Source organism: Variovorax sp. J2P1-31 (assembly GCF_030317215.1).
Classification (GTDB): domain Bacteria; phylum Pseudomonadota; class Gammaproteobacteria; order Burkholderiales; family Burkholderiaceae_C; genus Variovorax.
In genome coordinates this window covers 247,414-260,009 of sequence record NZ_JASZYA010000004.1, presented here as the reverse complement: position 1 = coordinate 260,009, position 12,596 = coordinate 247,414, and the positions used below count along the sequence as shown (strand labels likewise).

General features: G+C 70.9%; 12 protein-coding genes. 4 read left to right on the top strand and 8 right to left on the bottom strand.

Features of this window, described 5'->3' with window-relative positions; genetic code table 11:
* Nucleotides 1-6: 6 nt before the first annotated feature.
* The 3 genes from QTI20_RS26700 to QTI20_RS26690 are packed head-to-tail and all read right to left on the bottom strand — an operon-like array spanning nucleotide 7 to nucleotide 4,032.
* Nucleotides 7-1,515, bottom strand: coding sequence for a class I adenylate-forming enzyme family protein (locus tag QTI20_RS26700; RefSeq protein WP_286555345.1), 1,509 nt, complete (start codon nucleotides 1,513-1,515; stop codon nucleotides 7-9).
* 17 nt (nucleotides 1,516-1,532) lie between these two features.
* Complete coding sequence (locus QTI20_RS26695; protein ID WP_286555346.1) at nucleotides 1,533-3,173, bottom strand: acyl-CoA dehydrogenase family protein; 1,641 nt, start codon at nucleotides 3,171-3,173, stop codon at nucleotides 1,533-1,535.
* Between the two features lie 28 nt (nucleotides 3,174-3,201).
* Nucleotides 3,202-4,032, bottom strand: a complete 831-nt coding sequence (locus QTI20_RS26690) for a thioesterase family protein (RefSeq protein WP_286555348.1) — start codon at nucleotides 4,030-4,032, stop codon at nucleotides 3,202-3,204.
* Nucleotides 4,033-4,103: 71 nt separating this feature from the next.
* On the opposite strand from QTI20_RS26690, the gene QTI20_RS26685 reads away from it, so the two are divergent.
* Nucleotides 4,104-4,733: a TetR/AcrR family transcriptional regulator gene (locus QTI20_RS26685; RefSeq protein WP_286555350.1), complete on the top strand. Its 630-nt coding sequence runs from the start codon at nucleotides 4,104-4,106 to the stop codon at nucleotides 4,731-4,733.
* Between the two features lie 16 nt (nucleotides 4,734-4,749).
* Here QTI20_RS26685 and QTI20_RS26680 read toward each other — a convergent pair whose 3' ends face one another.
* Nucleotides 4,750-4,941 carry a hypothetical protein gene (locus QTI20_RS26680; protein WP_286555352.1) on the bottom strand — a complete coding sequence of 64 codons (192 nt, stop codon included), beginning with the start codon at nucleotides 4,939-4,941 and terminating at the stop codon, nucleotides 4,750-4,752.
* Nucleotides 4,942-5,026: 85 nt separating this feature from the next.
* Complete coding sequence (locus QTI20_RS26675; RefSeq protein WP_286555353.1) at nucleotides 5,027-7,960, bottom strand: DNA topoisomerase III; 2,934 nt, start codon at nucleotides 7,958-7,960, stop codon at nucleotides 5,027-5,029.
* Nucleotides 7,961-8,139: 179 nt separating this feature from the next.
* Here QTI20_RS26675 and QTI20_RS26670 point away from each other — a divergent pair, with 179 nt between their 5' ends.
* The 3 genes from QTI20_RS26670 to QTI20_RS26660 are packed head-to-tail and all read left to right on the top strand — an operon-like array spanning nucleotide 8,140 to nucleotide 9,736.
* A complete protein-coding gene (locus QTI20_RS26670) occupies nucleotides 8,140-8,751 on the top strand; it encodes an SET domain-containing protein (protein ID WP_183028646.1) in 612 nt (203 codons plus the stop codon).
* An 11-nt stretch (nucleotides 8,752-8,762) separates the two neighbouring features.
* Nucleotides 8,763-9,557, top strand: coding sequence for a biotin--[acetyl-CoA-carboxylase] ligase (locus tag QTI20_RS26665; protein ID WP_183028647.1), 795 nt, complete (start codon nucleotides 8,763-8,765; stop codon nucleotides 9,555-9,557).
* A gap of 2 nt (nucleotides 9,558-9,559) precedes the next feature.
* Nucleotides 9,560-9,736, top strand: a complete 177-nt coding sequence (locus tag QTI20_RS26660; RefSeq protein WP_286555354.1) for a sporulation protein — start codon at nucleotides 9,560-9,562, stop codon at nucleotides 9,734-9,736.
* A gap of 24 nt (nucleotides 9,737-9,760) precedes the next feature.
* On the opposite strand, the gene QTI20_RS26655 is transcribed toward QTI20_RS26660, so the two are convergent.
* The 3 genes from QTI20_RS26655 to QTI20_RS26645 all read right to left on the bottom strand — a co-directional run bounded on the left by QTI20_RS26655 (nucleotide 9,761) and on the right by QTI20_RS26645 (nucleotide 12,524).
* Nucleotides 9,761-11,200 (bottom strand): sensor histidine kinase, encoded by a 1,440-nt coding sequence (locus tag QTI20_RS26655; protein ID WP_183028649.1) that lies wholly within the window; start codon nucleotides 11,198-11,200, stop codon nucleotides 9,761-9,763.
* A 55-nt stretch (nucleotides 11,201-11,255) separates the two neighbouring features.
* Nucleotides 11,256-11,930 carry a response regulator gene (locus QTI20_RS26650; RefSeq protein WP_286555356.1) on the bottom strand — a complete coding sequence of 225 codons (675 nt, stop codon included), beginning with the start codon at nucleotides 11,928-11,930 and terminating at the stop codon, nucleotides 11,256-11,258.
* 111 nt (nucleotides 11,931-12,041) lie between these two features.
* Entirely contained in the window at nucleotides 12,042-12,524 is a 483-nt protein-coding gene (locus tag QTI20_RS26645; RefSeq protein ID WP_286555357.1) for a MarR family winged helix-turn-helix transcriptional regulator, read from the bottom strand.
* Between the last annotated feature and the right edge of the window lie 72 nt (nucleotides 12,525-12,596).

Genomic DNA, 12,596 nt, shown 5'->3' with positions numbered 1-12,596 from the left:
CGCCGCTCAGGGCGGCGCGCGCAGCAGGTGCTTGAGCAGCTTGCCGGTGGCGGTGCGCGGCAGCGTCTCGCGCACTTCGTAGACGCGCGGAATCTTGTAGCGCGCCAGCCGGGGTTCGAGGAAGGCGCCGAGCGCCTGCGCCTCGAGCGTGCAGCCGGGGCGCGCCACCAGCACCGCCGTCACTGTCTCGCCCCATTCGGGGTGCGGGCGGCCGATCACGGCCACGTCCTGCACCTCGGGGTGGGCGGCCAGCGCGTCCTCCACTTCCTTCGAATAGACGTTCTCGCCGCCGGTGATGATCATGTCGCGCAGCCGGTCGACGATGAACAGGAAGCCGTCTTCGTCGATGCGCGCCAGGTCGCCGGTGCGGTACCAGCCCTGCGGGTCGAAGGCCTCGGCCGTGGCCTGCGGGTTGTCGAGGTAGCCCTGCATCACGGCCGGTGAGCGCAGGTGGATCTCGCCGACCTCGCCCGCCGCGCAGCGCCGGCCGTCCGGGTGGCGCACTTCCACCGCCACGCCGGGCACGCCCGCGCGGCCGATGGAGCCGGCCTTGGCGATCGCGTCCTCCGGGTACAGCACCGTGCCCAGCGGGCCCGATTCGGTCATGCCGTAGACCTGCACGAAGCGGTCGCTGCGGTAGCCCTGCGCCAGCTTGCGCGCCATGTCGGCGCCCAGGGGGCCGCCGCCGTAGGCCCACAGGCGCATCGCGCTGAAGTCGTAGCCGGCCACGTCGGGCACCACCGACAGCGGCGCGAGGAAGGCGATCGGCGCGCCGAAGGTGAAGCTGATGCGCTCGGCCGCCAGCGTGTCGAGGAAGGCCTTGGGCGCGTACTCGCGCAGCAGCACCACGGTGCCGCCCATCAGCAGCGTGCCCAGCAGCCAGTTGTTGAGCGGCGACGAGTGCCAGACCGGCATCGCGATCAGCGTGCGCTCGTTGCGCGACAGCGCCATGCCCGCGGCCGTGCACACCGCCGCCATGAACACGTTGCGGTGGCTGTGCAGGCAGCCCTTGGGCTTGCCGGTGGTGCCCGAGGTGTAGAGGATCTGGGCCGGCGTGTCGGCGGCCGGCGGCGCTGCGTCGGCCAGCGGCGCGGCCTGCGCCAGCAGGTCCTCGAACAGCGGCAGGCCCTCGGCCGCCTGCGCGGTCGCGAGCCAGTCGCAGCGGTGCGCCACGCGCGCGGCCTGCGGCGCCAGCGTGCCGTCGACCAGGCACAGCCGGGCGCCCGAATGGGCCAGCAGGTAATCGATCTCGGGCGCCTGCAGCTTGTGGTTGACCGGCACCACCGCCGCGCCCAGACGCCAGGCGCCGAACATCGCGAGCACGAAGCCCGGCGTGTTGAAGCACAGCAGCGCCACCTTGTCGCCCGGGCCGACGCCTTGCGCGCGCAGCACGGTCGCCGCGCGGCGGGTGAGCTCGGCCAGTTCGGCGTAGGTCCAGGCGCGGCCGTCCTGCCGCAGGGCCTCGCGCGTCGGCTGGACCAGGGCATGCTGGTCGAGGAGGGAAACGAAATCCATCGGTGTCGCCTCGTTCTTCAGTGCCAGGCCGCGCGCACCAGCGCGCCGGGGTCGCCCGTGCCGGCGCTGATGCCGGTGACCGGGCCCCAGTCGGGGTCGAAGCGGCTCGACAGGAACGCGGCCGAGGCGTCTGCGCTCGCGTGCTGCAGCATCAGGCTGGCCTGCGTGGCGCGCACCAGCCGCTGCGTGAAGCGGCGCGCCTGGCGCTCCAGTTCCTGCGGCGGCAGCTGCACCATGCGGCGCAGCGCCTCGAGCTCGGCCAGCAGCCGCGGCTCGCCGGCCGCGATGCCCTGCAGCTGTTCGAGCACCAGCTGCACGTCGTCGGGGTTGCGCGAAACGGCGCGCAGCACGTCCAGGCACATCACGTTGCCCGAGCCTTCCCAGATCGAGTTGACCGGCGCCTCGCGGAACAGGCGCCCCATCGGGCCGTCTTCCACATAGCCGTTGCCGCCGAAGACTTCCATCGCCTCGCCGGTCAGCGCCACCGCGCGCTTGCAGTTCCAGAACTTGGCGGCCGGCGTGAGCAGCCGGCGCCAGGCCGTGTCCAGCGGCGCGGCCGAGCCGAAGCGCGAAGCCAGCTCCATCGCCAGCAGCGTGGCGCTCTCGGATTCGAGCGCCATGTCGGCCAGCAGCTCGGTCATCACCGGCTGGTCGACCAGCGCCTTGCCGAAGGCGTAGCGGTGGCTCGCGTAGTGCGCGGCCTGCGTGAAGGCCTGCCGCATGAAGCCCGCGCTGGACAGCGCGCAGTCGAGCCGGGTCACGGTCGCCATCTCGATGATGGTCGGGATGCCGCGGCCCTCGTCGCCCACGCGCACGCCCCAGGCCTCCTTGAACTCGACCTCGCTGCTGGAGTTGGAGCGGTTGCCGACCTTGTCCTTCAGGCGCTGGATGTGGATCGCGTTCTTGCTCCCGTCGGGCCGCCAGCGCGGCACGAAGAAGCACGACGACCCGTGCTCGTCGGTCTTGGCCAGCACCAGGTGGCCGTCGCACATCGGCGCCGAGAAGAACCACTTGTGGCCGGTGATCAGGAACTCGTCGCCCCACGGACCGCTGCCCGCGGGCACGGCGCGCGTGGTGTTGCTGCGCACGTCGCTGCCGCCCTGCTTCTCGGTCATGCCCATGCCGACCGTCATCGAGGTCTTGCCCTCGAGCGGGATGTCGCGCGCATCGTGCTCGTTCGAGGCCAGCTTGGCGCGCAGGTCGGCATACAGCGGGGCGTTGCGGCGCATCACCGGGATGCAGGCCTTGGTCATGGTGGTCGGGCAGGTCGAGCCCGACTCGATCTGGCTGTGCATGTAGAGCGAGGCGCCGTAGCCCACCCAGGCCGAGGGCCGCTCGTCGAAGAAGGGCAGGTTGGCGATGCCGTTGCGCCGGGCGATGGCCATCATCGTGTGCCAGGCCGGGTGGAACTGCACCTGGTCGATGCGCTCGCCGATGCGCGAGTGCGTGTGCAGCTCGGGTTCGTGGCGGTTGGCGTCCTCGGCGGCGCGCAGCGTGGCCTCGGCGCCGTACTCGGCCCCCTGGCGCACCAGCTCTTCGTCGCGCCAGCCCGCGCCGCCACGCGCGACCGCGGCGCGCAGCGCGGGGTCGCGCGTGTAGACGTTGTAGTCCTTGAGTTCGGGAACCTGGTTGTCGGGGTGGATGCCGGTGGTGCTCATGGTCTTGTCTCCAGTGTCGGGAAAGGTTTCAGGTGGCGGCGCGCTCGCGCAGCACCAGCGTCTGGGTGGCGATGCCGATCGGGCCGCGTTCGTCGTACAGCCGGGACACGACCAGGCCGACGCCGTCGCCGTGCGCCTCGGTGGCCGAACGCAGGCCGATCCATTCGCCCTCGGGCGCGCGGAACAGGTTCAGGCTCATGTCGGCGTTGGTGAACAGGAAGCGATCGGGCGGCAGCACCCAGCTCAGGCCGTTGCCGAAATCGGCGGCTGCCGCGGCGCGCATGACGGGCGAGGTGGCCACGCCCTGCACCAGCGGCACCGCAAGCCGGAACCATGCGCCGCCGGGGCCGGGCTGCGTCGCGTCGCCTTCGGCCAGGCGGGACTCGACCGCGCTGCCGTAGAAGGAGACGCTGTCGGGCAGGCCCGGAATGCGCAGGCGCTCGCTGCAGTCGCGCGGCAGCGGCCGCAGCGGCGCTGGCGGCCAGCCCGGCAGGTTCGTCGGCAGCGCCAGCGCGTTCCTGGCCAGCAGCAGCGCATGCGCGCGCGCCACGCACACCTCGCCCGCCAGCAGCTCGATGCCCACGCGCACCGTGGCGCGCGAGGCCTGCACCTGGGTGCGCGTGACCAGCGGCGCCACCGGCACCGGCCGGACCAGCTCCACCGTGAGCCGCGTGAGCTGCCAGCCGGGGCCGGGCGCGGCGCGCTCGGCCACATGCGCGAGCAGGCCGCAGGGCGCGCCGCCGTGCTGGGCGCGCGGGTCCCAGGGGCCGCGCGACAGCGCGCTGGGCTGCCAGGCGTCGCCCGCGCCGGTGTAGACGGCGGTGCGCGAATCCTCGGGGGCGGTGGTGGTGGGGGTCATTGCAGAATGCCTTGGATGTCTCCAAAAATTCTAGGAACAACCGGGCCGCAAGGTGTTCGGGTTCGGTGCCGATGAGCAGCGCCCGCCCACCGGCCGCCGCGCCCAGGAGAAAGCCGCGCCAGTCCCGCGCGCGCCACACCTCGCAGGCCCTGCAGGAAGCCTTTGTTCGGCTTTGGGTCGAGAAGGGTTATGCCGCGGTCACCATCCGCGAGATCGTGGCCGTGGCGGGCACGGGCCTCGGCAGCTTCTACGAATACTTCGAGAACAAGGAAGACCTGGCGCGCGTCTGCCTGCACCTGCGCTCCAAGGCGCTGCTGCTGGCCATGCGCGCGGCCGTCACCGCGCAGGCGGGCCGGCCGCTGCGCGAGATCGTCGATGCGGTCATCGATTCGCAGGTCGAGGCCCACCGCGAGCAGCCGCTGGCCTGGGGCGCGCACTACCTGCTCGAGCGCCACCTCTCGGGCCCGGAGGCCTATCGCAAGATGTACGACCGCTTCGTGACCGAATGGGTGGGCGCGCTCGAGGCCGCGTCGGACCTCGCGCCCGACTGCCGGAAGAAGGAGGTGGCCCGCGTGAGCCAGACCATCCTCTACGGCCTGATGGCGCATGCGCACATCGGCACCGGCGGCCGGCCGGACCTGCCGGCGCTGTCACGGCAGCTGCGCGGCGCGCTGCACGGCTACCTGGCCGGCGCGGCCTGAACGGGAAGCGGCAGCGCTACTTCTTCTGCTCGTAGCGGCTCACGCCGGCATCGATGGTGCCGAAGGCCTCGACGCCGCTGCGCGGGCTGCCCGCGGTCGGGCCGTCGACACGGCTGTCGCCCGCGGAGGGCAGGCCGCCGCAGGCCGAGGCGAGCGCCGCCGCGGCGAGCAGCACGGGAACGAGAAAGGGGCGCGGGGAAAGAGACACGGGCGGCTCCAAAAGGGGCGAACGAACACCCCACTGTAGGGGTGGCGCGCCGGGATGCCGGTAACACCCCGTACGCGCCTTCCGGTCAGCTGCCTGCCGTGAGGTGCTTGCCCACGATGCCCGCCAGTTCGAACATCGTCACCTGGTCCTTGCCGAAGACCGGCTTGAGCTTGGCGTCGGCGTTGATCGCGCGCTTGTTGGCCGCGTCCTGCAGGCCGTTGGCCTTGATGTAGTCCCAGAGCTTCTTGATGACCTCGGTGCGCGCCACCGGTTCGGCGCCGATCACCGCGGCCAGCGCGTCGCTGGGCTTGAGGCCCGCGCCCGGCTTGCGCGGCGCCTTGGGCGCGGCGGCCTTCTTGGCGGCCGGCGTCTTCGCCGCGGCGGTCTTCTTGGCCGCGACCTTCTTCGCCGGCGCCGCCTTCGAGAAGGTCTTGCGCGCGGGGAACTTGCTGCCGCCTTCGCGCGGCGCGAACTCGAAGGTCACCTTGCCCTCTTCCTTGTTCCAGACCAGGAAGGCCTTGAAGGCGCGGCGCGTGCGCATCGAGACGAACTTGTCGAGCAGGTCGGTCTTGCCGGTGGCCAGCAGCTTCTCCATCTGCGCGCGTTCGACCGGCTGCGTCAGGATGATCTTGCCGGTCTTGAAGGTGCAGCTCGGCGTGGGCTGGCCCTCGGTCGGCACCGACTTCTCGCAGACGTAGTTGGCGCCGTGCTCGAACACCGGGGCGCCGCAGATCGGGCAGGGGCCGACCGTGTCCTGCTGGCTGAAGTCGACGATCTCGCCGCTCTCGCCGTCCTTGTCGTCGCCGAAGTCGAACTCCAGCTTCCAGTTCTTGGCCTCCTCGTCGAACTTGATCACGATCTCGGCGGTGAAGGGCCAGCCGGCCTTGGAGCGGAAGCCGTCGAGCGGGCCGATGTGCTTGTCCGCCAGCAGCTGCTCGGCCTCGGCCACCTCGAAGGTGCGCCCGGCCGGCGACTTGCCGAAGGAGAAGCCGCAGGGCTCCGCGCCAGGCTTGCCGGTGCAGCTGTAGCGGCGGTAGTTCTCCTTCACCACGCCACCGCAGTTGGGGCAGGGCGTGGCCAGCGTGGCGTAGTCGCCGGGCACGGTGTCGCGGTCGTATTCCTTGGCCTTCTTGACGATGTGCTGCGTCATCTCGGCGATCTCGCGCATGAAGTCGGCGCGGCTCAGCGCGCCCTTCTCCATCTGCGCGAGCTTGTATTCCCATTCGCCGGTGAGCTCGGCCTTGGAGAGTTCCTCCACGCCCAGGCCGCGCAGCAGCGTCATCAGCTGGAAGGCCTTGGCGGTGGGGATCAGCTCGCGGCCTTCCCGCAGCATGTACTTCTCGGCGATCAGGCCTTCGATGGTGGCCGCGCGCGTGGCGGGCGTGCCCAGGCCCTTCTCCTGCATGGCCTCGCGCAGCTCGTCGTCGTCGATGGTCTTGCCCGCGCCTTCCATCGCGCCCAGCAGCGTGGCTTCGGAATAGCGCGCGGGCGGGCGGGTCTTGAGCGCCTTGAGGTCGGCCGATTCGGTCTTCACCACCTCGCCAGCCTTCACCGGCACCAGGTTCTTGCCGTCCTTCTCGTCGTCCTCGCTCACGGCTTCCTTGCCCCAGATCGCGAGCCAGCCCGGCTTGACCAGCACCTTGCCGTCGCTGCGGAAGGGGTATTTCTTGCCGTTGGTTTCCACCGTGCTGATGCGGGTCGTGACCTGGAACTCGGCGCTCGGGAAGAACACCGACAGGAAGCGGCGCACCACGAAGTCGTAGAGCTTCTGTTCGGCCTCGCTCAGGCCGCTCGGGGCCTGCAACGTCGGGATGATGGCGAAGTGATCCGACACCTTGGCGTTGTCGAAGATGCGCTTGTTGGGCTTGACGTAGTTGCCGTCCACCGCCTGCTTGGCGAAGGGCGCGAGGTGCTTCATGCCGCTGTCGGCCAGCATGGCCATGGTGTTCTTCACCACCGGCAGGTAGTCCTCGGGCAGCGCGCGCGAGTCGGTCCGCGGGTAGGTCAGCGCCTTGTGGCGTTCGTAGAGGCTCTGGGCCAGGGCCAGCGTGGTCTTGGCCGAGAAGCCGAAGCGGCCGTTGGCCTCGCGCTGCAGCGAGGTCAGGTCGAACAGCGCGGGCGAGGCCTGGGTGGTCGGCTTCGATTCCTCGGTGACGGTGGCGGGCTTGCCGCGCGCCGCGTCGGCGATCTCGCGGGCTTCGCGCTCGCTCCACACGCGGTCGGCGCGCATCTCGGGGTCGGCCACGCCATCCGGGCCCGGCGGCGGCTTCTTGAAGCTGGCGTCGAACCACTTGCCCGGGTACTGGCCGGCCTCGGCCTGGAAGGCGCCGTGGATTTCCCAGTAGTCGCGGCTCACGAACTTGCGGATCTTCTCCTCGCGCTCGACCACCACCGACAGCGTGGGCGTCTGCACGCGGCCGACGGTGGTGAGGAAGAAGCCGCCGTCGCGCGAGTTGAAGGCGGTCATGGCGCGGGTGCCGTTGATGCCCACCAGCCAGTCGGCCTCGGAGCGCGAACGCGCGGCGTCGGCCAGGCCCTGCATCTGCTGCTCGGTGCGCAGCGAGTCGAAGCCGTCGCGGATCGCCTGCGGCGTCATCGACTGCAGCCAGAGCCGGCGCACCGGCTTGTTCAGCGGCGTCTTGCCGCCCGCGTACTGCTCGATCAGCCGGAAGATCAGCTCGCCCTCGCGGCCCGCGTCGCAGGCGTTGATGAGCTGCGTCACGTCCTTGCGCTTGGCCTGCTTCACGACGGCGTTGAGGCGCGTCTTGGTCTTGTCGACCGGCTTGAGGTCGAAGTGCGGCGGGATCACGGGCAGGTTGGCGAAGCTCCACTTGCCGCGCTTGACGTCGAATTCCTCCGGCGCCTGGATCTCGACCAGGTGGCCGACGGCGCTGGTCACGACGTACTGCTCGCTCTCGAAGTATTCGTCGTAGCGCTCGAACTTGCCGGCCGTGGGCGTGAGGGCGCGGACGATGTCCTGCGCCACCGACGGTTTCTCTGCAATTACCAGTGTCTTCATAAGTCCAGCATTCAAAAAATGGGGCGAGGCGGGCCCGGGCTGCCGGTCGGCGGCCCGCGGTCCCCTCGGACGGCAGCCATGGCGTGCAGTGTGCAACGCGAGTGCGCCCTACAATCGGCGGCTCTCGCGTGCGCACGCACGCGCATGTGTGTGCATATTCAAACTATCAGACTTCGGCGATGCCTTCAAAAATCCCCTCGATCCCAGGCCGCCGCATCCAGACCCGCCGCTCGGGCGTCCACGGCAAGGGCGTATTCGCCGTGCAGGACATCGCCAAGGGCGACACGCTGATCGAATACAAGGGCGAGGTGATCACCTGGAAGGAGGCCCTGCGCCGCCATCCGCACGATCCGGCCCAGCCGAACCACACCTTCTATTTCCACGTCGACGACAAGCGCGTGATCGACGGCAAGGTCGACGGCAACGCCGCCAAGTGGATCAACCACGCCTGCGACCCGAACTGCGAGGCCGACGAGATCGAGGGCCGCATCTTCATCAAGGCGCTGCGCGACATCCCGGCCGGCGAGGAGCTCAACTACGACTACGGCCTGATGATCGACCTGCCGTACACGCCCGAGCTGCTGGCCGAGTTCCCCTGCTGGTGCGGCGCCGAGACCTGCCGCGGCACGCTGCTCACGCCCAAGGACGAGGACGACGAGAAGAAGGCGCGCAAGGCGAAGAAGAAGGCCCGCAAGGCCAAGGCCGAGAAGAAGGCGGCCAAGGCGGAGAAGCTCGAGAAGGCCGAGAAGGCCGAAAAGAAGAAACGCAAGAAGGCCAAGGCCGCCGATTGAGGATGCCCGCGATGCAGCAGCCCAGCGCCTGGTTCGAGGACGAGATCACCGCCGCCGTGGCGCCGCGGCTGCCGGGCTTCGGCGTCGAGGTGGTGGCCGAGATCGATTCGACCAGCACCGAGCTCATGCGCCGGGCGCGCCAGGGCAGCGTCGCCCCGGTGCTGCTGGTGGCGCTGCGCCAGACCGCCGGGCGCGGCCGGCTCGGCCGGCCCTGGCAGAGCGCGCAGCTGTCCTCGCTGACCTTTTCCCTGGGCCTGCCGCTGGCGCCGCGCGACTGGTCGGGCCTGTCGCTGGCCGTGGGCGTCAGCGTGGCCGAGAGCCTGGACCCGGGCGGCGCCGCGGGCCTGCAGCTCAAGTGGCCCAACGACCTCTGGCGCGAGGACCGCAAGCTCGGCGGCATCCTGATCGAGACCGCGCTGCCGCAGTCCGAATCCGCGCAGCGCTACCTGGTGATCGGCATCGGCCTGAACCTGGGCCCGCGCGAGGCCGAGGGCCTGAACACGCCGCCGGCCTGGATCGGCGAATGGCGGCCCGAGGCGAGCGCGGGCGAACTGCTGCGCGCGGTGGTGCCGCCGCTGGTCGACACCGTGCAGGCCTTTGCCGAACGCGGCTTCGCGCCCTTCGCCGAGCGCTTCGCCCAGCGCGACACGCTGCGCGGGCGCGAGGTGCAGCTCAGCGACGGCACCGCCGGGCTCTGCGACGGCGTGGGCTGGGGCGGCGAGCTGCGGGTGCAGACCGCGGCCGGCCTGCAGGTCATCAGCAGCTCCGAAGTCAGCGTGCGGCCTCGCGTCCGCGCGGGCGCCTGAGCATGCGCAGCCGCTTCGTCGTGCTGGCGCTGGTGCTGGCCAACCTCGGCTACTTCGCCTGGAGCCGGGGCAGCTTCGCGGCCCTGGGCTTCCAGCCGGCCGGCTTCGGCGAAGCCGAGCCGCACCGCCTCGCGCTGCAGGTGCGCCCCGAGCTGCTGCAGATCCGCCAGGCGCCCTGATCCGCCGGCCCGCCGCGGCGGCGGCTACTTCTCTTCGAGTTCGAAGCGCACGCTGAAGCGCGTGCCGGGCGGATGCTGGTCCGGATGCGCATCCTCCAGCCGCACGCTGGCGCCATGCTGGCGCGCGATCTCGCGCACGATCGGCAGGCCCAGGCCCGAGCCGTCGGCCTCGTTGCCCAGCACGCGGTAGAAGGGCTCGAACACCAGCTCGCGGTCGGCCTCGGCGATGCCCGGCCCGTTGTCCTCGACCTGCAGCACCACCACCCGGCCGAAGGGGTCGGCCAGCACGCGCGCGGTGATCATGCCCGCGTGGTCGGGCGGCGAGGGCGTGTAGTTCAGCGCGTTGTCGACCAGGTTGCGCACCAGCTCCTTGAGCAGCGTCGGGTTGCCCTGCAGCGTCACGCCCGGCGTGCCGGCCTCGGCGCCGTCGTAGCCCAGGTCGATGCGCCGCTCGATGGCGCGCGGCACGGCTTCGCGCACCACCTCGATGGTCAGGCGCGCGAGGTCGCAGGCCTGGCGGCCCAGCGTGGCGCTGCTGCCCTCGGCGCGCGCCAGCGACAGCAGCTGGTTGACCGTGTGGGTGGCGCGCACGCTGGCGCGGCCGATCTGCTTGAGCGACTGCTTGAGCTCCTCGGCGTTGGCGCCTTCGCGCTGCGCCAGGTCGGCCTGCATGCGCAGCCCGGCCAGCGGCGTCTTGAGCTGGTGCGCGGCATCGGCCAGGAAGCGCTTCTGCGTGGCGATCGAATCGTGCAGCTTGTTGAGCAGTTCGTTGACCGACGACACCAGCGGGATCACCTCCAGCGGCACGCCCGATTCGTCGAGCGGGCTCAGGTCGTCGGGCCGGCGCTCGCGGATGCGCGCCTCCACCACCGACAGCGGCTTGATGCCGCGCACCAGCGCCAGCCAGATCAGCAGCACCGCCAGCGGCAGGATCGCGAACTGCGGCAGCAGCACGCCCTTGATGATCTCGGTGGCCAGCACCGACTGCTTCTCGCGCGTCTCGGCCACCTGCACCAGCGCATGCGGCGCCTCGGGCGTGGCGCCCGGCACCCACAGCGAGCCGATGCGCACCGCCTTGCCGCGCATGGTGGCGTCGTGCAGGTAGACCATGCCGGTGGTCGGCAGCTCGTCGGAGTGCGGCGGCGGCACGTCGCGCTCGCCGCTCAGCAGCTGGCCGCGGCCGTCGAGCACCTGGTAGTAGACGACGTCGGTGTCGTCCCCGCTCAGGATGTCGCGCGCGGCCTGCGGCAGCGGGAACTGGATGCGGCCGTCCTGCACCACCAGCAGCCGGGCCAGCGTGCGCACGTTGTTCTCGAGCGCGCGGTCGAAGGGCGCGTTGGCGATGCCCTGCGCCACCAGCCAGGTCACGCCGATGCTCACCGGCACCAGCAGCAGCAGCGGCGTGAGCATCCAGTCGAGGATCTCGCCGAACAGGGAGCGCTGGGCGCGCTGGAAGAGCTTCACGCCCGCCCCCAGGCTCGACGGACGGAGCGGGCGACGGGCACTGCGCGAAGGTGCATCAGGGGGCAATTTTCTCGAGGCAGTATCCCAGGCCGCGCACCGTCGCGATGCGGATCGGGCCTTTCTCGATCTTCTTGCGCAAGCGGTGGATGTAGACCTCGATGGCGTTGATGCTCACCTCCTCGCCCCACTCGCACAGCCGCTCGACCAGCTGGTCCTTGCTGACCAGCCGGCCGGCGCGCTGCAGCAGCACCTCGAGCAGGCCCAGCTCGCGGGCCGAGAGTTCGATCATCTTGCCGTCGATGGTGGCCACGCGGCCGGCCTGGTCGTAGACCAGCGGGCCGTGCTTGATCGCGTTGCTGGTGCCGCCCATGCCGCGCCGCGTGAGCGCACGCACGCGGGCCTCGAGCTCCTGCAGGCTGAAGGGCTTGGCCATGTAGTCGTCGGCGCCGTGGTCCAGGCCCTTGACGCGTTCTTCCACGCTGTCGGCCGCGGTGAGCACCAGCACCGGCAGCTGCGAGCCGCGCGCGCGCAGCCGCTTGAGGATTTCCAGGCCGTGCAGGTTGGGCAGGCCCAGGTCGAGGATCAGCAGGTCGAACTCGCTGTTGGTCATCAGCGCGGCATCGGCCTGCGAGCCGGTGGCCACGCGGTCCACGGCCGCGCCCGAGGTGCGCAGGCTGCGCAGCAGGGCATCGGCCAGCACCTGGTCGTCTTCCGCAATCAGAATCCGCATGAGCCACCTCCGGCTTGTGGGGCGCATCGTTGCGCTTTTTTACTCGTCTCCGCGGCGGATTCTAGGCGTGGGCCTGCCGGCGACCCTTGCGTTGGCGCAGCTTTTCGCCGATCAGCCGGCGTAGGCCTCGAGGCCGATCGTGACCACGGTGGCGATCTCGTCGCCCACACTGGCGCGGAACTCGGCTTCCGCCTGCGCCACCGCCCGGCGGAAGGCCTCGAGCCAGGCCAGCCCGTCGGCCGTGAAGCGCACCCGCCGCGCGCGTGCGTCCAGCGGATCGGCTTCGCGCGTGACCAGGCCCCAGGCCTCGCACTGGTCGACCAGCGTGCCCATGGCCTGCTTGCTCATGCCGGCGCGCTCGGCCAGTTCGGTCAGGCGCGAGCCGCCGCGCGCCAGGTGCCGCGTGATGTGGATGTGGGCCGCGCTGACCTGCGCGCGCGCCGCGAGGTTCGACAAGGCCAGCGGCACCTCGGCGTCGTGCGCCATCAGCGCCAGCACGCGCTCGTCGAAACGCCGCATCGCATGGCCCAGCAGCCGGCCCAGGTGGGTCTGGCGCCAGGCGTCGGGGTCGGCCGCGAAGGGGTGGTCGCTCATCCGTTAATGGTAAGGCAAACTGACAAAAAAGTGGGTTGCCATCAAATTACTGCCCGCTACACTACTGTTCAA

Excerpts from the sequence above, each read along its gene's own strand:
- QTI20_RS26700 (WP_286555345.1), bottom strand. The coding sequence starts at position 1,515 with ATGGATTTCGTTTCCCTCCTCGACCAGCATGCCCTGGTCCAGCCGACG.
- QTI20_RS26695 (WP_286555346.1), bottom strand. The coding sequence starts at position 3,173 with ATGAGCACCACCGGCATCCACCCCGACAACCAGGTTCCCGAACTCAAG.
- QTI20_RS26690 (WP_286555348.1), bottom strand. The coding sequence starts at position 4,032 with ATGACCCCCACCACCACCGCCCCCGAGGATTCGCGCACCGCCGTCTAC.
- QTI20_RS26685 (WP_286555350.1), top strand. The coding sequence starts at position 4,104 with ATGAGCAGCGCCCGCCCACCGGCCGCCGCGCCCAGGAGAAAGCCGCGC.
- QTI20_RS26675 (WP_286555353.1), bottom strand. The coding sequence starts at position 7,960 with ATGAAGACACTGGTAATTGCAGAGAAACCGTCGGTGGCGCAGGACATC.
- QTI20_RS26670 (WP_183028646.1), top strand. The coding sequence starts at position 8,140 with ATGCCTTCAAAAATCCCCTCGATCCCAGGCCGCCGCATCCAGACCCGC.
- QTI20_RS26665 (WP_183028647.1), top strand. The coding sequence starts at position 8,763 with ATGCAGCAGCCCAGCGCCTGGTTCGAGGACGAGATCACCGCCGCCGTG.
- QTI20_RS26660 (WP_286555354.1), top strand. The coding sequence starts at position 9,560 with ATGCGCAGCCGCTTCGTCGTGCTGGCGCTGGTGCTGGCCAACCTCGGC.
- QTI20_RS26650 (WP_286555356.1), bottom strand. The coding sequence starts at position 11,930 with ATGCGGATTCTGATTGCGGAAGACGACCAGGTGCTGGCCGATGCCCTG.
- QTI20_RS26645 (WP_286555357.1), bottom strand. The coding sequence starts at position 12,524 with ATGAGCGACCACCCCTTCGCGGCCGACCCCGACGCCTGGCGCCAGACC.